The sequence below is a fragment of the Nocardia sp. Marseille-Q1738 genome, from assembly GCF_965283145.1.
Genome location: NZ_CBDIMS010000002.1, coordinates 629752 through 650613, shown reverse-complemented (window position 1 = coordinate 650613; position 20862 = coordinate 629752). Strand labels below are relative to the sequence as shown.

Here is a 20862-nt window from a genome sequence, read left to right as displayed (position 1 = left end):
CGTCCTGGGGGCTGCACACCCCCTCTTCGGTAAGGGATGATCGTTGACGTGAGCGATACGGAAACCGTCAAGCAACAGCCGTTGCTTCCCACCCCACCCCCGGCGGCGACACCCCTGTCCGCCGACTCGGCGGCGCCCCGGTTGCCACGTGATCGCTACCTGAATCGTGAATTGAGCTGGCTCGACTTCAACGCCCGGGTGCTCGCCCTCGCCGAGGATGCCTCGCTTCCGTTGCTGGAACGCGCGAAGTTCCTCGCGATCTTCGCCTCCAACCTGGATGAGTTCTACATGGTGCGGGTGGCGGGCCTGAAACGGCGCGCCGAGACCGGTCTGCTCGTGCGCTCGGCCGACGGCCGCTCCCCCGGCGAGCAACTGGAGCTGATCGCCGCGCGCACCCAGGAGATCGCGGTGCGGCATGCCCGCGTCTTCCTCGACAGCGTGCTGCCCGCGCTGACCGCCGAGGGCATCGCCATCATCGACTGGTCCGACCTGGACGACGACGAACGCCAGCGCCTCTCGGGCTACTTCCAGGATCAGGTCTTCCCGGTCCTCACGCCGCTCGCGGTGGACCCGGCGCACCCCTTCCCCTACATCAGCGGGCTGAGTCTCAATCTCGCCGTGACGGTGAAGGACTCCACCACCGGCGGCGAGCATTTCGCGCGCGTCAAGGTGCCCGACAACGTCGACCGGTTCGTCCGCGTGCGCCGCACCGAATCGGGCTCGCCAATCGCGGCTTTCCTGCCGATGGAGGCGCTCATCGCCGCACATCTGGACCTGTTGTTCCCCGGCATGGAGGTGGTCGAGCACCACTCGTTCCGGATCACCCGCAACGCCGATTTCGAGGTCGACGAGGACCGCGACGAGGACCTGCTCCAAGCGCTGGAACGCGAACTGGCCCGGCGCCGGTTCGGTTCGCCGGTGCGGCTGGAGGTCTCCGACGACATGACCGAGCACATGCTCGATCTGCTCCTGCGTGAGCTGGATGTCGACCCCGCCGACGTCGTCCAGGTGCCCGGCCTGCTCGATCTGTCCTGCCTCTGGCAGGTGTACGGCGTGGACCGGCCGAATCTGAAGGACACCCCGTACGTCCCCGCGACGCCCCCCGCGTTCGGCGAGCGCGAGACGCCGCGCAACGTGTTCGCGGCGCTGCGCGAGGGCGACGTGCTGGTGCACCACCCGTACGACTCGTTCTCCACCAGCGTGCAGCGGTTCATCGAACAGGCCGCCGCCGACCCGCAGGTGCTCGCGATCAAGCAGACGCTCTACCGCACCTCCGGCGACTCCCCGATCGTCAACACGCTGATCGACGCCGCCGAGGCGGGCAAGCAGGTCGTCGCCCTGGTGGAGATCAAGGCGCGCTTCGACGAGCAGGCCAACATCAAATGGGCGCGCGCGCTGGAGCAGGCGGGCGTGCACGTCGTGTACGGCCTGATCGGCCTCAAGACGCACTGCAAGACCTGCCTGGTGGTGCGCCGGGAGGGCGCGACGATCCGCCGCTACTGCCACATCGGGACCGGCAACTACAACCCGAAGACCGCCCGCCTCTACGAGGACGTCGGATTGCTCACCGCCGCACCGGAAATCGGCGCCGACCTGACCGATCTGTTCAATTCGCTGACCGGTTACTCGCGAAAAGAGAACTACCGCAACCTGCTTGTCGCCCCGCACGGCGTCCGCTCGGGCATCATCGAGCGCATCCAGCGCGAAACCGAGCTGGCGTCCGAAGGATACGACGCCCGAATCCGGCTGAAGGCCAATGCGATCGTCGACGAGGAGATTATCGACGCGCTGTACCGAGCCTCGCAGGCGGGCGTGCCGGTGCGGATCGTGGTGCGCGGTATCTCCGCGCTCCGGCCCGGCGTGCCGGACATGAGCGAGAACATCGAGGTGCGCTCGATCCTGGGCCGGTTCCTGGAGCACTCGCGCGTCCTGCACTTCCAGGCGCAGGACGAGTACTGGATCGGCAGCGCCGACATGATGCACCGCAATCTCGACCGCAGGGTCGAGGTGATGGCGCAGGTGAAGGATCCGCGGCTGACCGAGCAGCTCGGCGACGTGTTCGACTCGGCGCTGTCACCGACGACGCGCTGCTGGGTGCTGCAGCCCGATGGCACCTGGCGTGCCTCGCCGTCCACCGGCAGCGTCTCGGGGGTATCCGGAAACGGCGACAAGATCAGAGACCATCAGGAGTTCTTGATGCGGCTGCGGAGACCCGAACAGCAGTGAGCGGGGAAACCGGATTCGAACAGGAGGGGGGCCCGTTCTGGGATCCCCGCGTCACCGCCAATATCCACGCCGCGGGAGCGGTGCTGTGGCGGGTAACCGCACAGGGAACGGTGGAGATCGCGGTCGTCCACCGCCCCAAGTACGGGGACTGGTCCCTGCCGAAAGGCAAGCTGGACCCCGGCGAGACCCCGGTGCTGGCCGCCGTCCGTGAGGTCCGCGAGGAAACCGGGCTGGAGGGCAAGCTCGGCCGCTACCTCGGCCACGTGACCTACCCGATTCCCGGCCATCGCAAGCTGAAACGGGTCGACTACTGGGCCGCCGAACTGGTCGGCGGGGAGTTCGCGGCCAATTCCGAGGTGGACGTGCTCAGCTGGTACCCGCTCGACCGCGTGATGGACCAGCTGTCGTATCCGATGGACCGCCAAGTGGTGCGCGCCTTCACCCGCCTGCCCGCGCGCACCAGCACCCTGCTGCTGGTGCGGCACGCGAAAGCGGGCCGCAGGGATCGCTTCACCGGACCCGACGAGCAGCGCCCGCTCGATCGCGACGGCAAGGAACAGGCACAGGCGCTGGTGCCGAATCTCCTGGCGTTCAAGGCATCCGAGATCTACTCGGCCGATCCGCTGCGGTGCGTGCAGACGATGGCGCCGCTGGCCGAGCGGCTCGACGCCGAAATCGCCGTCGAGCCACTGCTTTCCGAGCAAGGCTACACCGCCGACCCGGACAAGGCCCGAGAGCGTTTTCGAAACATCGTGTCCGACAAGGCCGTTCGCGTCGTATGCAGTCAGGGAAAGGTGATCCCGGACCTGCTGGGGTGGCTGGCCGAACGAGACGGCGTCGCGCTGCAGTCGGCGCGCAACCGCAAGGGCAGTGTGTGGGTGCTGTCATTCGTCGGGCAACGCTTGGTGGCCGCCGACCATCTGGATCGATCGCTGTCGGCCTACGCTGTGAAGGACCGACAACATTAGACGGCCCGCCGGGTGGCGAGCACCGCCTACCGCCGGCAGCTACTGGTTACGAACATCCGAAAACGGCCCCGGGTGTTTCCCGGGGCCGTCTCGACGTTGAGGCGAATGGGCCCAGTCTTCGGGGCCGCGCATTCGGCGCCGATCCGGCGGTGGCTCGAGATCAGCGGGCGCGACGAGCCGGGGCCTTCTTGGCCGCGGTCTTCTTCGCAGGTGCCTTCTTGGCGACGGTCTTCTTGGCGGCGGTGGTCTTCTTGGCCGCCGAGGCCTTGGTGGCCGTCTTCTTTGCCGGGGCCTTCTTCGCGACCGCGGTCTTCTTCGCGGGCGCCTTCTTGGCCGCGGTCTTGCGGGCGGTGGTCTTCGCCGGTGCCTTGGCCGCGGCTTTGCGCGCCGTGGTCTTGGCAGGCGCCTTGGTGGGGGTCGCCTTCTTCGCGGCGGTCTTCTTCGCCGCCGTCTTCTTCGCCGCCGCCTTCTTCGCGGCCACCGGCGCACCCACACCGCGTTTGACGGCAGGGCCGGTCGCGGCCAGCTTCTGCTTACCCGCGATCACCGCCTTGAATTGAGCGCCAGGACGAAACGCGGGCACCGATGTGGGCTTCACCTTCACGGTTTCGCCGGTGCGCGGGTTCCTGGCGACTCGAGCCGCACGCTTGCGCTGTTCGAACACACCGAATCCGGTGATTGTGACGCTCTGACCCTTGTGCACCGCGCGCACGATGGTGTCGACCACATGCTCGACTGCCGCGGTGGCCGTGCGCCTGTCCGTACCCAACTTTTCGGTCAGAACGTCGATCAGTTCCGCCTTGTTCATTGAATCCTCCGCAGACTAATGGCCCGTCGTCGGACCGACTAGGTACCACGGTAAACCCACTTTGGGCAAGAGTCTATGTGCCACGCCAAAATTCATGTGGTTTAGCACACGTCCAGCTACCGCAACTCAGGCTGCCCAGCTAACCGCCAGGGGTGATTACGTCTGCGAAATATGTGCCGGGAGGGTGGCGGGTTTCCATGTTGGCCTTGCCTTTTCGAACCGGTCGATGGCGTCTTCCTGCCGCAGCGTCAGCCCGATGTCGTCCAATCCCTCCAGCAGACGCCACCTGGTGTAGTCATCAATATCGAACGGCAACACGACGGTTCCAGCCGCCACAGTGCGCGCCCGGAGGTCCACAACCAATTCCAAGCCGGGCTGTTCCTCGAGCAACTTCCAGAGCATTTCGACATCGTTCTGTGACATCTGAGCGGCCACCAGCCCGCCCTTACCCGCATTGCCGCGGAAGATGTCGGCGAACCGGGACGAGATGACCACCCGAAAGCCGTAGTCCGACAGCGCCCAAACTGCGTGCTCACGCGAGGATCCGGTACCGAAATCCGGACCCGCGACCAGCACACTACCCCTGTTGTATGGCTCGATGTTGAGAATGAAGTCGGGATCGGTGCGCCATGCGGCGAACAACCCGTCCTCGAATCCCGTACGAGTCACCCGCTTCAGGTAGACGGCGGGGATGATCTGATCGGTATCGACATTGGAGCGGCGCAGCGGCACCCCGATGCCCTTGTGCACGGTGAAGGCTTCCATAACGAATCTCCTGGGTTTGATTGAGGGAATCGGGGCCGGTCAGTCCAGATCCGCAGGCGAGGACAGGGTTCCACGGACCGCCGTCGCGGCCGCTACGAGGGGAGAAACCAGGTGCGTACGGCCGCCTTTGCCCTGCCTTCCTTCGAAGTTGCGGTTCGAGGTGGAGGCACAACGCTGGCCGGGCGCGAGCTGGTCCGGATTCATTCCCAGGCACATTGAGCAGCCCGCCTGCCGCCATTCGGCGCCCGCCGCGGTGAAAATCTCACCGAGTCCTTCTTTTTCCGCCTGTGCGCGAACCCGCATCGACCCCGGTACAACCAACATTCGCACGCCGTCGGCGACATGACGTCCCTTCAAAATCCCGGCCACCGCACGCAAATCCTCAATGCGTCCGTTGGTGCACGAACCGACGAATACGGTGTCGATCGGCACTTCCCGAAGTGGAGTACCCGGCTCCAAGTCCATGTAACGCAGCGCTTTCTCCGCGGACTCGCGGGCCACCTCGTCGGCGATCGCGGCCGGGTCGGGCACCGCCTCGCCCAGGGGGGCGCCCTGGCCCGGATTGGTGCCCCAGGTGACGAACGGGGTCAGCGCGGAGGCGTCGATGTGCACCTCGGCGTCGAAAACCGCGTCCGCGTCGGTCTTCAGCGCCTCCCAGGCGGCCACCGCTGCGTCCCAGTCGGCGCCCTGCGGGGCGTGTGGGCGCCCTTTGAGGAATTCGTAGGTCGTCTCGTCCGGGGCGATCATGCCGGCCCGAGCGCCCGCCTCGATGGACATGTTGCAGATCGTCATTCGGGCCTCCATGGACATGGCCCGGATGGCCTCGCCCCGGTACTCCAGGACATAACCCTGCCCGCCGCCCGTGCCGATCTTCGCGATGACGGCCAGGATCAGGTCCTTGCTCGTCACGCCGGGGGGCAAGGCGCCGTCGACGGTGATCGCCATCGTCTTGAACGGGCGCAGCGAGAGGGTCTGGGTGGCAAGCACATGCTCGACCTCGGAGGTGCCGATACCCATCGCCAGCGCGCCGAACGCGCCGTGCGTCGAGGTGTGGCTGTCGCCGCAGACCACCGTCATTCCCGGCTGGGTCAGGCCGAGCTGCGGGCCGACCACGTGCACGATGCCCTGGTCCAGGTCGCCCATGGGATGCAGCCGCACACCGAATTCCGCGCAGTTGTGCCGCAGCGTCTCCACCTGGGTGCGCGAAATGGGGTCGGCGATCGGCTTGTCGATATCGATCGTCGGCACGTTGTGGTCCTCGGTCGCGATCGTGAGATCCGGCCGTCGCACCGGCCTACCCGCGGCGCGCAGCCCGTCGAAGGCCTGCGGACTGGTCACCTCGTGGACGAGGTGCAGGTCGATGTAGATCAGGTCCGGCTCGCGCGAGGCACCCTCACCCTCCCCGCGAGCGACGACATGCTGGTCCCATACCTTCTCGGCCAGCGTGCGCGGTTCGGCCATAGTCGATCACCTTTCGGACGAAGCAGCCGTTCCGCGATCTGGACTTCGATGCGGCGACGGTTGCACAAGTTGGGATAGCTACGCCTGGTCGGAACGCTGATGACCGGAATCCGCGTTGGTGGATTTCTCAGCATCCGAGACGCTAGTATCGTTCTATGAGACAGCATAGCGGCATCGGCGTCCTCGACAAAGCAGTGGCGGTCCTGTACGCCGTAGCCGAGCATCCCTCCGGTCTCAACGAGCTGTGCGCGCGCACCGGCCTGCCCCGCGCCACCGCGCATCGTCTCGCCGTCGGATTGGAGGTGCATCGCCTGCTCGCCCGCGACAGCAACGGGACGTGGCGCCCCGGACCCGCCCTGGCCGAGCTCGCGACCAGCGCCAATGACCCGCTCCTGGAGGCCGCGTCGGCCATTCTGCCCCGCCTGCGCGAGATCACCGGCGAAAGCGTCCAGCTCTACTGCCGCGACGGCAACGCGCGCGTGTGCGTCGCGGCGCTGGAACCCCCCGTCGGCCTTCGCGACACCGTTCCGGTCGGATCTCGGCTTCCGCTCACCGCGGGCTCGGCGGCCAAAGTCTTGCTGGCGTGGGCCGACCCGGAACTCCAGCGCACCATCCTGGCCGACGCGGTATTCGGCGAGCGCGCACTGGCCGAGGTGCGCAAGCGCGGCTGGGCCCAGAGCGCCGCCGAGCGGGCGGCCGGTGTGGCAAGCGTTTCCGCGCCGGTGCGCGACGCGGGGGGCACCGTGGTCGCGGCGGTGTCGGTGTCGGGCCCGATCGATCGGATGGGCCGCAGGCCGGGCGCGCGCTGGGCGGCGGATCTGGTCGCGGCCGCCGAGGCGTTGCACAAGCGCCTGTAACGCGTTTCAGTTCGAACTCTCTAGAGTTGGCCCATGGGAGTCAACCAACGGGCACAGATCGTGATGTCCGACACCGAGATCACCGAGTTCCTGCAGAGCAGCCGGATCGCCACGCTGGCGACCATCGGCCCGACGGGCACGCCGCACCTGACCGCGATGTGGTACGCGCTCATCGACGGCGAGATCTGGTTCGAGACCAAGGCCAAGTCGCAGAAGGCGGTGAACCTGCGCCGCGATCCGCGGGTCTCCTGCCTGGTCGAGGCCGGTGACACCTACGACCAGCTGCGGGGGGTCTCGATCGAAGGCCGGGCCGAGATCGTCGAGGACGCCGAGAAACTCTTCGCCGTCGGCGTGAGCGTCTGGGAGCGCTACACCGGCCCCTACAGCGAGGACGTGCGCCCGATGGTGGAGTCCATGCTGCACAAACGGGTCGCCGTCCGCGTCGTGCCCGAGCGCACGCGCAGTTGGGATCACCGCAAGCTCGGCCTCCCACCCATGCCGCTCGGCGGGACCACCGCGCACGCGCTGGACTGAACAAAGCACGCTCGGGCAGCACGCCGCGCCCGGAATCCAACTGACACAACCACCTCGCATGGGATAGGCGTACCTCCGCATTCGCTCCGGCCGTGCGCGTTCTGCGTACCTCCATGCCTTCGCTCCGGCCGTGCGCGTTCTGCGTACCTCCATGCCTTCGCTCCGGCCGTGCGCGTTATGCGTACCTCCATGCCTTCGCTCCGGCCGTGCGCGTCGTGCGTACCACCGCGCCTTCACTCCGGCCGTGCGCGTCGTGCGTACCTCCATGCCTTCGCTCCGGCCGTGCGCGTCGTGCGTACCTCCATGCCTTCGCTCCGGCCGTGCGCGTCGTGCGTACCACCGCGCCTTCGCTCCGGCCGTGCGCGGACTTAGGACGGACTACGTCCGACAGCGTCCATTAGTGTCGAGGTGTTCGACATGAATCGGCCGTGCATCGCCGCCCGCGAGGCGCGCTGCACGGCCGCGACGACGAGGAGCAGGCGATGGCGGATTCGGATAAGTCCAATGGCTCCGACGAGGTGAAGCGCAAATTCCGGGAGGCACTGGAGCGCAAGAACCAGCAGCACGCCCGCGCGGCCGACCACCTCGACGGACGGTCCAAGGCGTCCGCGGCACACACCGCGGCCGCCCACAAGCGGGAATTCCGGCGCAAGAGCGGATAGTCCGCAACCACGACGAAGGCCCTCCAGCAAGATCGCTGGCGGGCCTTTCGTTTCGCCCCCGCCGGCCGAAACGATCCGGAGCAAGCTCCCGCAACCGCCCCGGGCGAAGCCCTCCAACAGGGGAACTGGAGACGAACCCCTACAACAGGCGGAACCGGAGACGAACCCCTACAACAGGCGGAACCGGAGACGAACCCCTACAACAGGGGAACCGAGGCGAGCCCTCCAACAGGGGGGCCAGGGGGCAAAGCCCCCAGCCGGGGCCCCGGGGCGAAGCCCCCCGGGTGGGGGTCCGGGCGAGCCTCAGGTGGGTGTGGGGGTTGCACCCCCACAAGACATAGCGAAACGAGAAAGGCCCACACCCTTGTGGGCATGGGCCTTCGACTCGTGTAGCCCCGACGGGATTCGAACCCGCGCTACCGCCTTGAGAGGGCGGCGTCCTAGGCCGCTAGACGACGGGGCCAGGACTGCTTCTCACTGCCGTGAGGAGCGCCGTGGTGATCTTTCGATCAGGAGGCTCGGCCAGTTTAACCGGCCGAAGCTCGGCGACCAAATCGCCGGTTGCTGTCATGATTTCGGCCGCGTACCGAAGTCGAACAACACTCTCCGCTGGGGTACCAGGACTCGAACCTAGAATGGCTGAACCAGAATCAGCTGTGTTGCCAATTACACCATACCCCAATGACCAGGTCGTTCCGCCTCGCGTCTGGATGACTCGAGACCGTGTTCCGGGCCGAGAAGAAGAGTACCAAACGGCTACCGGTCTACTACAAATCGCCTGGTCAAAGCCATATTTTCGGCGTTACGACCCCGCTTCGCCCGGTGCTGTCCAGCTCAGCGCCGAGCGCAGCCGGTCCAGGGTGACGTCCCGGCCGAGCAGTTCCAGCGACTCGTACAGCGGCGGGCTGATATGCGATCCGGTCACCGCGACCCGTACCGGCGCGAAGGCCTTGCGCGGTTTCAGCCCCAGATCTTCGATGAGCGCCTTTTTCAGCGACTCTTCGATCGCCGGGGTCGTCCACTCCGGCAACGGTGTTACCGCGGCAATAGCGGCTTGCAATACCTCGGTGGCGTCGGGCCCGAGATTCTTGGCGCCCGCGGCGGGGTCGATCGCGAACTCATCCGCGGGTGCGAACAAGAAACGCAACAGTTCCCAGGCGTCCGCCAACACGACGATCCTGGTCTGCACGAGCGCGGCTGCCGCGGCGAACACCTTCTCATCGATTTCCGCACCGATATGACCGTGCTCGGTGAGATACTCCCGAAGCCGGTGTGTGAAATCGCCCGGCTCCAGCAACCGGATGTGTTCGGCGTTGAGCGCGTCCGCCTTCTTCTGGTCGAAACGGGCCGGATTCGAATTTACTTTCGAAATATCGAAGGCTTCCACCATCTCCGTCATCGTGAACACGTCGCGGTCTTCGGAGAGGCCCCAGCCGAGTAGCGCGAGATAATTCAGCAAACCCTCGGGAATGAATCCGCGGTCGCGGTGGGCGAATAGATTCGACTCAGGATCACGCTTGGACAACTTCTTGTTGCCCTGCCCCATGACGAAGGGCAGATGACCGAACTCCGGCGTGAAATCGGTAACTCCGATCCGGCGCAGTGCGGCATACAGCGCGAGCTGCCGCGGGGTGGAGGAGAGCAGGTCCTCACCGCGCAGCACGTGGGTGATCCGCATCAGCGCGTCGTCGACCGGGTTGACCAGGGTGTACAGCGGGTCGCCGGTACCGCGGGTGAGCGCGAAATCCGGCACGGAGCCCGCCTTGAACGTGGTCTCGCCGCGCACCAGATCGTGCCAGGAAAGGTCCTCGTCGGGCATTCGCAGCCGGATCACGGCGGGTCGCCCCTCGGCTCGGTACGACTCGATTTGCTCGGGCGTCAGGTCGCGGTCGTAGTTGTCGTAACCGAGCTTCGGGTCGCGTCCAGCAGCCCGGTGGCGAGCCTCGACTTCCTCTGGCGTGGAGAATGATTCATATGCTTCCCCGGCCTCCAGCAAACGCCGGACCACGTCCAGATGCAGATCTTTTCGCTGCGACTGGCGATACGGTTCATAGGGCCCGCCGACCTCCGGGCCCTCGTCCCAAGTGAGGCCGAGCCAGCGCAGCGCGTCGATAATCGCCCGGTAGGACTCCTCGGAATCGCGTGCGACATCGGTGTCTTCGATACGAAAGACGAATGTGCCACCGTGATGGCGGGCGTAGGCCCAGTTGAACAGCGCCGTCCGGATCAGGCCGACGTGCGGTGTTCCGGTCGGCGACGGGCAGAATCGGACCCGTACTTCAGTCATGGCTCTCTTTCGATCAGCGTTTGGCGGCAACGGGATTGGTGAGCGTTCCGATCGCATCGACGGTCACCGACACCTGCTGCCCGTCCTGCATCGGGCCGACGCCCTCGGGGGTGCCGGTGAGGATCACGTCACCGGGCAGCAGCGTCATCACGGTGGTGACCCACTCGATGAGCTTCGGAATGTCGTGCAGCAGAAGCGAAGTGCGGCTGCGTTGGCGCACTTCGCCGTCGAGCTCGGTGACGATCTCCAGATCCGAAGGGTCGACAGTGGTTTCGATCCACGGACCCAGCGGGCAGAACGTGTCGTAGCCCTTCGCCCTGGTCCACTGGCCGTCGTGGCGCTGCTGGTCCCGGGCGGTCACGTCGTTGGCGACGGTATAGCCGAGGACGACGTCCAGCGCGCGGGCGGCGGGCACGTCCTTGCACGGGCGGCCGATGACGATGGCCAGCTCTCCCTCGTAGTCGACCTGAGAAGCGCTGGGCGGCAGGATGATCGGGGCGTTCGGCCCGACGATCGCGGTGTTCGGCTTGAGGAAGATGACCGGGTCTTCCGGTGCGGGACCGCCCATTTCGGCGGCATGGGCGGCGTAGTTCTTGCCGACGCAGACCACCTTGCTGGCCAGGATCGGGGCGAGCAAGCGCACGTCGGCCAGCGGCCAGCTCCGGCCGGTGAACGTCGGTGTGCCGAACGGGTGTTCCGCGATCTCCTTGGCGATCGCCGACCCCGCCACGCGCAGGCCCGCATTCCCACCAACACTGTCGCTTACGTCGCCTTCGATGCTCACGAAGGCGACCCCATCGGGACTGGCAACTCGACCTAGACGCATGCCCGGCAGTCTATCGACCCACCGCCACCTGCCCGAACGCGCCCGACCGAGTGGTACGGAATTTTCCGAGCCGCTCCGGCGACCGCACTGTGAGCAGTCCGACAGCCGCAGCCGTCGATGCGCGCGGCGGCGCGGGTGTACGGTGAGCACCGAGGTTCACAAAGTGGGAATTTAATCCCAAATATTGAGATTTTGAGGTGAGGCCGATGGCGACCGAGACCCAGATCGACGAGGTTCGGCGCTGGTCCATGCTGGGTCTCGGCGTCTTCGCCCAAGCCTCCAGCGCGGTGTTCATCCACGGTGTGCCGTTCCTGCTCCCCGCGCTGACCGACCGCGGCATGCCGCTGGCCACGGCAGGCCTGCTGGTGGCCATGCCGACCGTCGGACTGGTGTGCACGCTCATCGCGTGGGGTTACGTGGTCGATCGGGTCGGCGAGCGCAAGGTGCTGGTCGGCGGCCCGCTGCTGATGCTGGCGGCGGGATGCGCAGCGGCGGCGACCACCGACCACATCGCCTTGGGCGCGCTGCTGTTCCTCGGCGGTATCGGGGCGGCCAGTACGAACGGCGCCAGCGGGCGGGTGATCGTCGGCTGGTTCCCACCGCATCGGCGCGGACTGGCGATGGGGATCCGGCAGACCGCGCAGCCACTCGGGGTCGGCGTCGGCGCGTTGGCGATTCCCGCGATGGCCGCTGCCTACGGTGTGCCCGCGGCCATTCTGGTTCCCGCGCTCATGGCGGGCCTGGCGGCCCTCGGCTGCCTGACGGGCATCGTCGATCCGCCGCGCCCCGCGCGTTCCGCCGCCGATCCGGCCTTGCGCGCCAACCCTTATCGCGATGACGCCACCCTTTGGCGCATCCACTTGGTGTCGGTGCTGCTCGTCGTGCCCCAGGGCACCGTGTGGACGTTCGCGCTGCTGTGGCTGCACCGCGACGTCGGCTGGTCGCTGGCCGCCGCGGGCGCGCTGGTGACATTCACGCAGATTCTCGGCGCGCTCGGCCGCATCGGCGCGGGCGCGTGGTCGGATCGGGTCGGCAGCCGGATGGGCCCACTGCGCACGGTCGCGATCGCCGCGGTGCTCTCGATGGCGGCCTTGGCCATGACCGCGTGGACCCACTGGTGGTGGGCCGCCATCCCGCTGCTGATCGCCGCGTCCGTGATCACCGTCTCCGACAACGGACTGGCCTTCACGGCGGTGGCCGAAATCGCGGGCCCCTACTGGAGCGGTCGCGGCCTCGGCATCCAGAACACCGGACAGAACCTGGCCATGGCCGCCATCCCTCCCGTATCCGGCGCACTCATCACCGCGAGCGGCTTCCCCGCCGCCTTCCTCCTCGCCGCCGCAGCAGCGGTAGCCGCCGTCCCACTGGTACCCGCTGACCCCGAATAAGCCTGTCCCGCAACCTCTCCCGCCGACGAACAGATACCACGAGTGAGCAGGGGATCGACGTCCCCCGAGGTCGAGGTTCCACTTGCCCGCGCCCGCGTCGCCGAACGTCGGTGCCGCTGGGCCATCCGCGGCGCCCAGGGGATGGGCAGCGCGGGGCCCTACGCCAACCTCGCGCCATAGCGGCATGTGGACACCGCGATGCCGACCGGAGAGAGGCGCGGACACGAAGTCCGTGACGGCGGCCAGCGGAGCCGCCGAGGACGGTGGCGCCCACCTCGAGAGACGTATGCCGCCGGAACACCGGCGAGCGACGGTCGCCTGATACCGACCCGAGACGACAAGCAAAGGGCCCGGACAAGTGAAGGTCCCGCTCCCGGATCGGAGGCGGGACCTTCGGGTGCGTCGATGTCAGACGGCGGCGGCGATGCGGTCGCCGACCTCCACCGTCGACGCGCCGCCGGAGCGAGAAGCGAGATCCTTGGCCACCGCGGACTCGATGCGGGTGGCGGCCTCGGTGTCACCGAGATGGTTCAGCAGCAGGGAGACCGAGAGGATCGCGGCGGTCGGGTCGGCCTTGGACTGGCCGGCGATGTCGGGGGCGCTGCCGTGCACCGGCTCGAACATGCTCGGGTTCGTCCCCGAGGCGTCGATATTGCCGCTGGCGGCCAGGCCGATGCCGCCACTCACGGCGGCGGCCAGGTCGGTGATGATGTCGCCGAAGAGATTGTCGGTGACGATCACGTCGAACCGGCCGGGATCGTTGACCAGGTGGATGGTCGCCGCGTCGATGTGCTGGTAAGCCGTTGTGACATCGGGGAACTCGGCCGCGACCTCGTCCACGGTGCGCTGCCAGAGCGAGCCGGCGAAGGTGAGCACGTTGGTCTTGTGCACCAGCGTCAGGTGCTTGCGCCGGGCCTGCGCCTTGGCGAAGGCGTACCGCACCACGCGCTCGATGCCGAACCGGGTGTTGGTGCTCACCTCGGTCGCCACCTCGTGCGGGGTGTCGACGCGGATCGCGCCGCCGGTCCCGGTGTAAGGCCCCTCGGTGCCTTCGCGGACCACTACGAAGTCGATGTCGGGGTTGCCCGCCAGCGGGCTGGTCACGCCGGGGAACAGTTTGGACGGCCGCAGGTTCACGTGGTGATCCAGCGCGAACCGGGTGCGCAGCAGCAGCCCGCGTTCGAGCACGCCGCTGGGCACCGACGGATCACCGATCGCGCCGAGCAGGATCGCGTCGTGCTGCTTCAGCTCGGGCAGCACCGAGTCCGGCAGGATCTCGCCGGTCGCGTGGTAGCGCCGCGCGCCGAGGTCGTATTCGGTCTTCTCGACACCGGGCACGACCACGTCGAGCACCTTGAGCGCCTCGGCGATGACCTCGGGCCCGATCCCGTCACCCGGGATGACAGCAAGCTTCATGACAAATGCTCCGTTCGATGTTTGCCGGTCGCGGCCGCCACGAGATGCGGCACGTGGTTCGACCGTCGGGTGAACACGACATTCCGGCCGGGTGACCGCAGCACCGTCACGGTACTCGGCGCGGCCGGACGATCGAGAATTGGGCGGCGGACACGAAGGGCGCACCGCACATACATGAGAGCGGACCGGCTGGGCGGACCCGGAGGGAGCTACAGAGGCCGATCCGGGACCGGCAAACAGGCACCGCTCACGTCCCGACCGACAGGCACCGCTCACGTCCCGACCGACAGGCACCGCTCACGTCCCGACCGACAGGCACCGCTCACGTCCCGACCGACAGGCACCGGTCACGTCCCGACCAATAGGCACGGGGCCACGGGCCGACCGACAAGCGACGCCGCGCACGAATTCGTCGCGCGCGGCGTCAGCTTCTCCGCTCTCGGGGGGTGACCCCCGATCCGATCAGAACAGATCGACCAGGACGATCTTGCCCGCGCCGACCGACTCGGCGATCGCGGCCTGCACATCGCCGGGCACCTCGCGGGCGACCCGCAGCACCACGGTCGCGCCTTCCTTGTCCACGTCCTGGGTCAGCTGCGCGGCCAGGATGTCGATCCCGGCCTCGCCGAGCTTGGTGCCGATCTTGCCCAGCGCGCCCGGCCTGTCCTCGTAGTTCAGGATGGCCAGGTTGAGGCCCTCGGCGCGCATGTCGTAGTTGCGGCCGTTGATGTTGACGATCTTCTCCACCAGCTGCGGCTCGGTCAGCGTGCCCGCCACGTTCAGGGTGGAGCCGTCGCCGAAGACGGCGCGCAGGTCGACCACGCTGCGGTGGCTCGGGCTCTCCGACGCCGTGGCGACCTGGGTGCTGATCCCGCGGTCCTTGGCCAGGGCCGGCGCGTTGACGAAGGTGACCTGGTCCTCGACGTGCGCGGAGAAGATGCCGCGCAGCGCGGACAGCTCCAGCACGCCGACCTCCTGGGAGGCCAGCTCGCCGCGCACCTGGACCTCGACGCTGACCGGCAGCTCGTTGGACAGCGCGCCGAGCAGGGCACCCTGCTTGCGCACGATGTCCAGCCACGGCGCGACCTCTTCGCTGACGGTGCCGCCGGTGACGTTCACCGCGCCGGGCACGAACTCCCCGGCCAGAGCCAGCAGCACCGACTTGGCGACGTCGGTGCCCGCGCGGTCCTGGGCCTCGGAGGTGGAGGCGCCCAGGTGCGGGGTCACGACGACCTGCGGCAGATCGAACAGCGGGCTGTCGGTGCACGGCTCGGTCTCGAAGACGTCCAAGCCGGCGGCGCGCACGTGACCGGACTTGATCGCCTCGGCCAGCGCGGCCTCGTCGACCAGGCCGCCGCGGGCGGCGTTGACGATGATCACGCCCGGCTTGGTCTTGGCGATGGCCTCCTTGCCGATGATGCCCTTGGTCTCGGGGGTCTTCGGCAGGTGGATGGAGATCAGGTCGGCGCGCTCGAGCAGTTCGTCGAGGGGCAGCAGCTCGATGCCGAGCTGCGCGGCGCGCGCCGGTGAGACGTACGGGTCGTAGGCGACGACCTTGGTCTCGAAGGCGGCCAGGCGCGCGGCGAAGAGCTGACCGATGCGGCCGAGACCGACCACGCCGACGGTCTTGCCGAAGATCTCCACACCGTTGAACTTGCTGCGCTTCCAGGTGTGCTCGCGCAGGGTGGCGTCGGCGGCGGGGATCTGGCGCGCGGCGGACAGCAGCAGGGTGACCGCGTGCTCGGCGGCGGTGTGGATGTTCGAGGTGGGTGCGTTCACGACCATGACGCCGCGCTCGGTGGCGGCGGGCACGTCGACATTGTCCAGGCCGACGCCGGCGCGGGCGACGATCTTCAGGTTCTTCCCGGCTTCCAGGACCTCGGCGTCGACCGTGGTCGCCGAGCGTACGAGCAGCGCGTCGGCTTCGGGCACCGCGGCCAGCAGGGCCGGCCGGTCGGGACCGTCGACCCACCGAACCTCGACACCGTCACCGAGCGCGTCGACGGTCGACTGGGCGAGCTTGTCGGCGATCAGAACTACAGGACGGCCTGCTTGGCTCACGTGGGTTACTCCTGGGGAATGGGGTCGGCAATTTCCGCCGACCAGCTTAGTGCGCGCGGTTTCGGCCGCTCCTACCACCTGGTAGGCGGCTGTCCTCAGTCACCACGCTGGCAAAAATATGCAGACCGGTCTACAGTCTTGGCATGGGCGTGAAAGGCACCGAGACCCGCGGCAAACTGGTCGACGCGACGCGGGCGCTGGTCGAGCGGCACGGCTACTACGGCGCGGGCCTCAACCAGATCCTCGCGACCAGTGGCGCGCCGCGTGGCTCGTTGTACTTCCACTTCCCCGGCGGCAAGGACGAATTGGTCGCGGTGGCGATCGCCCAGGCGGGCAAGGACATCGCGGCGCTGATCGACACCATCGAGCCCGGCGATACCGCCGCGGCGGCGACCAGGCTGCTGCAAGCGTTCGGCGATCGCCTGGAAGCCTCCGACTGGCAGCAGGGCTGCCCGGTCGCCACGGTCGCCCTGGACGTGGCGGCCGCGAACGACCCGATCCAAGCCGAGTGCGCCGCCGCCTACACGGCATGGGAGGAGGCGTTGCGCATCCGCCTGCGGGCCGACGGCCGTGACGACGCCGACGACTTGGCCGCCGGGGTGCTCGCGATGGTCGAAGGCGCGCTCCTACTGGCTCGTGCGCAACGCAGCCGCGAACCCCTGGAACGGGTGGAGCGCACCCTGCGCAACCTGCTCTGAACCCAATAGCCCCACACCCATCTTTTCGCAGGTCCACAGAATATGTAGACCGGTCTAGCAAGGAGCATCTCATGTCCGACAGCATCGTGTTCGGCGCCGCGGGATTCCTCGGCCGCAACGCGGTCGCCCGCTTGCTCGCGCAGGGACATTCCGTCGCCGCCGCATTGCGGCCGGGGAGCGAGGAGCGGCTCACCGGCTGGCTGCGCAGACGCGGAGTGGAGGCGAGCAGGCTGGAGATCGTCGCGTGCGATGTCACCGCGCCGGATCTCGGCCTGCCCGCCGGATTCGACTCCTCCGGCATCCGCGACGTGTACAACTGCGCGGCCCGCTTCGCCTTCGGACTCGCGCCCGAGGACGCGTACGCGGTCAATGTCACCGGGGCGCTGCGCGTGCTCGACTGGGCGGCAGCCCTGCCGGACCTCCGGCGCGTCGTGCACATCACGGGATACCGGATCACCGTCGAGGAATCCGAGGAACAGCATTACGAGAACGGCGCGTACGGCGCGTCCAAGTTCGAGTCGGATCCGCTGCTGCGTCGGCGCGCGGCCGAACTCGGCGTCGCGCTGACCATCGCGAACCCGAGCAGTGTGATCGGCCCCGGCCAGTACATCGGGTTATCGAGCATGGTCGAGGATCTGTGGAATGGAAAGCTCCCGGCGATTCCCGGCGGCGCGGAGACCTTCGTGCCGATCGTCGACCTGGACTACTTCACCGATTTCCTGATCAGCCTGCCCGCCCTCCCCGATACCGCGGGCCGGTCCTACACCGTCCTCGACGGAGCGACTCCGGTGTTGCCGAAGCTGATTCGGCTGGTGGCAGACCACCTGGGGGTCCGTGCACCACGGTTCTCGATTCCGGCCGGCGTGATCTCCAAGCTTCCCCGCGCGTTGACCGGCGCCGATCCGGAGACGATGACCTTCATCGCCGACGACCGCTACGACACTTCCGCGGCGGAGGAGGTCGCGCGACGCGCCGGGCTCACCATGCCGCCGACCGAAGCGACCATTCTCGCGTGGGCCGATCATCTCGTGGCCAGCCGTTTCGGCGCGGTGATGGACGATCCGACCGCCGGATTCGACCACGGCGTCTGGGTGAGCGGTGAACGTGAACGTCCGGCTTACGTCTTGACGCACGGCCTTCCGCTGGACGGCGAGTCCTGGAACACGGTGCGCGCCGAATTGGACGGGCCGAGTCTCGCCATCGACCTTCCCGGGCTCGGGCGTTCGGCGCCCGGCGACATCGATGCGGCGCTGCCGCGGTTGCTCGCCTCGGTCCATACCCGGCCGGTGCTGGTCGGCCATTCGCTCGGCTGCGGGCCGGTGCTGCGTTACGCGGCCGAGCATCCGGAACGGATCTCCGGTGTGGTCCTGGTGGCGCCCGCGTTCTTGCAACCACGGGCCGGGATGCTGCTGCGCTCGCCGCTGATGACACCGGCACTGCGCCGAATCTCGGCCGCCGCCTTGGCGAAACGGCTCGGCGTGCCCGAAAGCCCGGCGATCACGAGCGCCGCGGCGAATCTACGCAGACCCGGTGTCGCCGCACGAACCATTGGCGCGCTGCGCCGCGCGAGCGCCTCCGCGCGGCGCGAGGAGTTGCGCGCATTGCTCGACCGGGTCGATGTGCCGGTGCGAATCGTCAACGGTTCCGCGGATCCGATCACCATCCCGACATCGAGGGAGTCGATCTCGATCGAGGGCACCGGGCACTACCCGCAGCTGACCCATCCGGAGCAGCTTGCGGCCGAACTCGTCCGGATGTCCACCGTCGGCGCTCGCAACTGATCTCACTCGAGCGTCACCCGGGTCCGAACTCGCGCGAACGTCGGCAGCCACAGCGCGCCCTCTGCGACCTCCGTGCCGTTGGTGGGTGGCGGACCTCGGACAGCGGCGGGCCCCCGCGCCAGCTCGGTGCGGGGGCCCGCTCGATCACGCCATCCGCCGGCGCGAGAACCGGTCGATCTCCTCGACCGTCACGTCGGTCAGCGGCCGCCGAAGGAGCCCGTCCACAGAGTGTCGACGAGACCGTGCAGCGCGGCGCCGAGGGTGTTGAAAAGACCGTTCACAGCAGCGCTACCGGTGTCGATGATAACGGGGATCATGGAAATACCTTTCCTCGGAATATTACCCAGTCGAACTGGCTGACATGGAGCACATCGAGGGCCGGACCGCGACGGTTACGGAATTCGAATAATTAGTGATGCAGGGCACGTCGTCATACCGATCGTGATTCATGCCACTCTCGATCATGGCAATACGCTGCACTTTTAGTCGTTTGACCAGGTCATGGCAGTGCTCTGGCGCGAATCGTTTTCTAAACTAAGGACTCTATGAGAATATTCTGAGAATTCGCCCACCGCCGATTACCCGGAAATCCCGGGCAGCCGTCCCGCCCGAGGCGGACCATTCAACAATAGAGCTTCCGAATAACTGCCGATTCCCTCGTTGTTCAGACCCTGTAAATATCGGAGCCATGGCGGCGGCGATATCCGAGGCCGGAACCGGATTCGCGCTATTAGTGGCCCGGTCCAGCCGACAGTGATCCGCGCCACATCGTCGGAACGCCCCCGTGGCGACGGCGACACGGGACATTCCGCACCGGCGGTCACGCACGGTCAGCTCGCCCCGAACTTCTCGGCCATGTAGTCGGCACTGAACTGCTCGGCGTACTCCCGGCTCGGCGGAACCTCGGTGATCACGTCGATCAGCACGCCGCCGGGGTCGGCGACGATGAAGTGGCGCCGACCGAATTCCTCGGTGCGGATGCCCATGCATGAGCCGACTACTCTTCGCGGCGAAAGAGTATGGCGCCGTGGGTCTTTGAGAGATAGTCGCGGCAACGGGGGTGACCAAAGGCGCGCTCTACCACAACTTCGACAGCAAAGCCGCGCTGTTCCGAGCGGTGCTCGACCAGGTACGGCAAGAGGTCGGCGAGCGGGTCGCCACGGCTGCGGAGGCCCAGTCCGACGCTTGGTCCCGGCTGGTCGCGGGCTGCGAGGCATTTCTGGCCACCTGCACCGCTCCGGAGATTCAGCGGATAATGCTCGTGGACGGCCCCGCGGTACTCGGCTGGCACGAATGGCCAGCCATGGACGAGGCCAATTCCGCCCGCCACCTCGGCGAGGCGCTACATACGCTGGTGGAGGAAGGTGTGCTCGCGCGGCGACCGATCGAACCGCTGACCCACCTGCTGTCCGGCGCGATGAACGAGGCCGCGCTCTGGCTCGCCTCGACCGACGATCCGGGGACGCTCGCCGAGACCACTACCGCACTGCACCGCCTGCTCGACGCGCTGCGCGCCCAGCCCGCCTGAGGCGATCGGCGCAGTGAAAAGCTCCTGAACAAGGGAAAGGCCCCACACCGTTCGGTGCGGAGCCTTTCGGAAGCTAAGTCGCGATCAGAGAACGCGGACGTCCTGGGCCTGGGGACCCTTCTGTCCCTGGCCGATCTCGAACTCCACGCGCTGCCCCTCATCGAGGGACCGGAAACCTGAGCCGCTCACAGCCGAGTAATGCACGAAGACGTCGGGGCCCCCGCCGTCTTGCGCGATGAAGCCGAAGCCCTTCTCGCTGTTGAACCACTTCACAATGCCTTGAGCCATTTCATACTTTCTGTAGACGAGCCAGGTGTGTTCATCGATATGCCCCGGTCTCGTAGATCAACGATGCCATGATCCGACGAATTACTCACGTTCGGTCCACTAACTGTGAGCTAACGCTCACGACTTTACTCTCCTTGGCGCTCGGCTGGCGTCGTGCGCGAGTGCTCGCTCACGGCGGGCCGCGTCTGTCACCTCCCACGCTCGATCGGTACCCGATCCGGACGACCGCTCTCCGGAACAGCACTCGGGTACCCGCACTACTCGCCGGATGGGCCCGCCGCCGTCTTCGACGAGCACATCCCGATCGC

At 67.4% G+C, this 20862-nt stretch carries 18 protein-coding genes and 2 tRNA genes; 9 read left to right on the top strand and 11 right to left on the bottom strand.

Going from position 1 to position 20862, the window contains the following annotated elements; all coding sequences use genetic code 11:
- Positions 1 to 36 precede the first annotated feature (36 nt).
- Positions 37 to 2226 (top strand): RNA degradosome polyphosphate kinase, encoded by a 2190-nt coding sequence (locus tag ACWPXK_RS11375; protein ID WP_454196026.1) that lies wholly within the window; start codon positions 37 to 39, stop codon positions 2224 to 2226.
- Complete coding sequence (locus ACWPXK_RS11370) at positions 2223 to 3194, top strand: NUDIX hydrolase (protein WP_454196025.1); 972 nt, start codon at positions 2223 to 2225, stop codon at positions 3192 to 3194. Before ACWPXK_RS11375 ends, ACWPXK_RS11370 begins: the two co-directional genes overlap by 4 nt.
- Before the next feature lie 160 nt (positions 3195 to 3354).
- On the opposite strand, the gene ACWPXK_RS11365 is transcribed toward ACWPXK_RS11370, so the two are convergent.
- The 3 genes from ACWPXK_RS11365 to leuC form a co-directional block, all read right to left on the bottom strand.
- Positions 3355 to 4002 carry an HU family DNA-binding protein gene (locus ACWPXK_RS11365; protein WP_364331083.1) on the bottom strand — a complete coding sequence of 216 codons (648 nt, stop codon included), beginning with the start codon at positions 4000 to 4002 and terminating at the stop codon, positions 3355 to 3357.
- Between the two features lie 156 nt (positions 4003 to 4158).
- Positions 4159 to 4767: a 3-isopropylmalate dehydratase small subunit gene (gene leuD, locus ACWPXK_RS11360; RefSeq protein ID WP_454196024.1), complete on the bottom strand. Its 609-nt coding sequence runs from the start codon at positions 4765 to 4767 to the stop codon at positions 4159 to 4161.
- A gap of 39 nt (positions 4768 to 4806) precedes the next feature.
- Positions 4807 to 6228 (bottom strand): 3-isopropylmalate dehydratase large subunit, encoded by a 1422-nt coding sequence (gene leuC, locus ACWPXK_RS11355; RefSeq protein ID WP_454196023.1) that lies wholly within the window; start codon positions 6226 to 6228, stop codon positions 4807 to 4809.
- A gap of 155 nt (positions 6229 to 6383) precedes the next feature.
- Here leuC and ACWPXK_RS11350 point away from each other — a divergent pair, with 155 nt between their 5' ends.
- From ACWPXK_RS11350 to ACWPXK_RS11340, 3 genes are all read left to right on the top strand, one after another.
- Entirely contained in the window at positions 6384 to 7085 is a 702-nt protein-coding gene (locus ACWPXK_RS11350) for an IclR family transcriptional regulator (protein WP_454196022.1), read from the top strand.
- Between the two features lie 33 nt (positions 7086 to 7118).
- Positions 7119 to 7619 (top strand): pyridoxamine 5'-phosphate oxidase family protein, encoded by a 501-nt coding sequence (locus ACWPXK_RS11345; RefSeq protein ID WP_454196021.1) that lies wholly within the window; start codon positions 7119 to 7121, stop codon positions 7617 to 7619.
- A gap of 482 nt (positions 7620 to 8101) precedes the next feature.
- Positions 8102 to 8281: a DUF5302 domain-containing protein gene (locus tag ACWPXK_RS11340; RefSeq protein ID WP_454196020.1), complete on the top strand. Its 180-nt coding sequence runs from the start codon at positions 8102 to 8104 to the stop codon at positions 8279 to 8281.
- A gap of 390 nt (positions 8282 to 8671) precedes the next feature.
- Here ACWPXK_RS11340 and ACWPXK_RS11335 read toward each other — a convergent pair.
- From ACWPXK_RS11335 to ACWPXK_RS11320, 4 genes are all read right to left on the bottom strand, one after another.
- Positions 8672 to 8744: transfer RNA gene (locus tag ACWPXK_RS11335), tRNA-Glu, on the bottom strand.
- Between the two features lie 146 nt (positions 8745 to 8890).
- Positions 8891 to 8962, bottom strand: a tRNA-Gln gene (locus ACWPXK_RS11330).
- Between the two features lie 121 nt (positions 8963 to 9083).
- A complete protein-coding gene (gene gltX / locus ACWPXK_RS11325; protein ID WP_454196019.1) occupies positions 9084 to 10568 on the bottom strand; it encodes a glutamate--tRNA ligase in 1485 nt (494 codons plus the stop codon).
- A gap of 13 nt (positions 10569 to 10581) precedes the next feature.
- Positions 10582 to 11394 carry a fumarylacetoacetate hydrolase family protein gene (locus ACWPXK_RS11320; RefSeq protein WP_454196018.1) on the bottom strand — a complete coding sequence of 271 codons (813 nt, stop codon included), beginning with the start codon at positions 11392 to 11394 and terminating at the stop codon, positions 10582 to 10584.
- A gap of 206 nt (positions 11395 to 11600) precedes the next feature.
- On the opposite strand from ACWPXK_RS11320, the gene ACWPXK_RS11315 reads away from it, so the two are divergent.
- The gene (locus ACWPXK_RS11315) at positions 11601 to 12782 is read left to right on the top strand and encodes an MFS transporter (protein WP_454196017.1); all 1182 of its coding nucleotides are present in this window, start codon (positions 11601 to 11603) and stop codon (positions 12780 to 12782) included.
- Positions 12783 to 13190: 408 nt separating this feature from the next.
- Here the strand turns inward: ACWPXK_RS11315 and ACWPXK_RS11310 are convergent, their stop codons facing one another.
- Positions 13191 to 14198, bottom strand: coding sequence for a 3-isopropylmalate dehydrogenase (locus ACWPXK_RS11310; protein WP_454196016.1), 1008 nt, complete (start codon positions 14196 to 14198; stop codon positions 13191 to 13193).
- Positions 14199 to 14660: 462 nt separating this feature from the next.
- On the bottom strand, positions 14661 to 16259 hold the full coding sequence (gene serA / locus ACWPXK_RS11305; protein WP_454196015.1) for a phosphoglycerate dehydrogenase: 1599 nt from the start codon (positions 16257 to 16259) through the stop codon (positions 14661 to 14663).
- A 143-nt stretch (positions 16260 to 16402) separates the two neighbouring features.
- Here serA and ACWPXK_RS11300 point away from each other — a divergent pair, with 143 nt between their 5' ends.
- Positions 16403 to 16957, top strand: coding sequence for a TetR/AcrR family transcriptional regulator (locus tag ACWPXK_RS11300; protein WP_454196014.1), 555 nt, complete (start codon positions 16403 to 16405; stop codon positions 16955 to 16957).
- A 71-nt stretch (positions 16958 to 17028) separates the two neighbouring features.
- On the top strand, positions 17029 to 18738 hold the full coding sequence (locus tag ACWPXK_RS11295) for an alpha/beta fold hydrolase (RefSeq protein ID WP_454196013.1): 1710 nt from the start codon (positions 17029 to 17031) through the stop codon (positions 18736 to 18738).
- Positions 18739 to 19568: 830 nt separating this feature from the next.
- Here the strand turns inward: ACWPXK_RS11295 and ACWPXK_RS11290 are convergent.
- Entirely contained in the window at positions 19569 to 19724 is a 156-nt protein-coding gene (locus ACWPXK_RS11290; RefSeq protein ID WP_454196012.1) for a hypothetical protein, read from the bottom strand.
- A gap of 56 nt (positions 19725 to 19780) precedes the next feature.
- On the opposite strand from ACWPXK_RS11290, the gene ACWPXK_RS11285 reads away from it, so the two are divergent.
- The gene (locus tag ACWPXK_RS11285) at positions 19781 to 20266 is read left to right on the top strand and encodes a TetR/AcrR family transcriptional regulator (RefSeq protein WP_454196417.1); all 486 of its coding nucleotides are present in this window, start codon (positions 19781 to 19783) and stop codon (positions 20264 to 20266) included.
- 84 nt (positions 20267 to 20350) lie between these two features.
- Here ACWPXK_RS11285 and ACWPXK_RS11280 read toward each other — a convergent pair whose 3' ends face one another.
- The gene (locus ACWPXK_RS11280; protein ID WP_014987157.1) at positions 20351 to 20554 is read right to left on the bottom strand and encodes a cold-shock protein; all 204 of its coding nucleotides are present in this window, start codon (positions 20552 to 20554) and stop codon (positions 20351 to 20353) included.
- Positions 20555 to 20862: the final 308 nt, after the last annotated feature.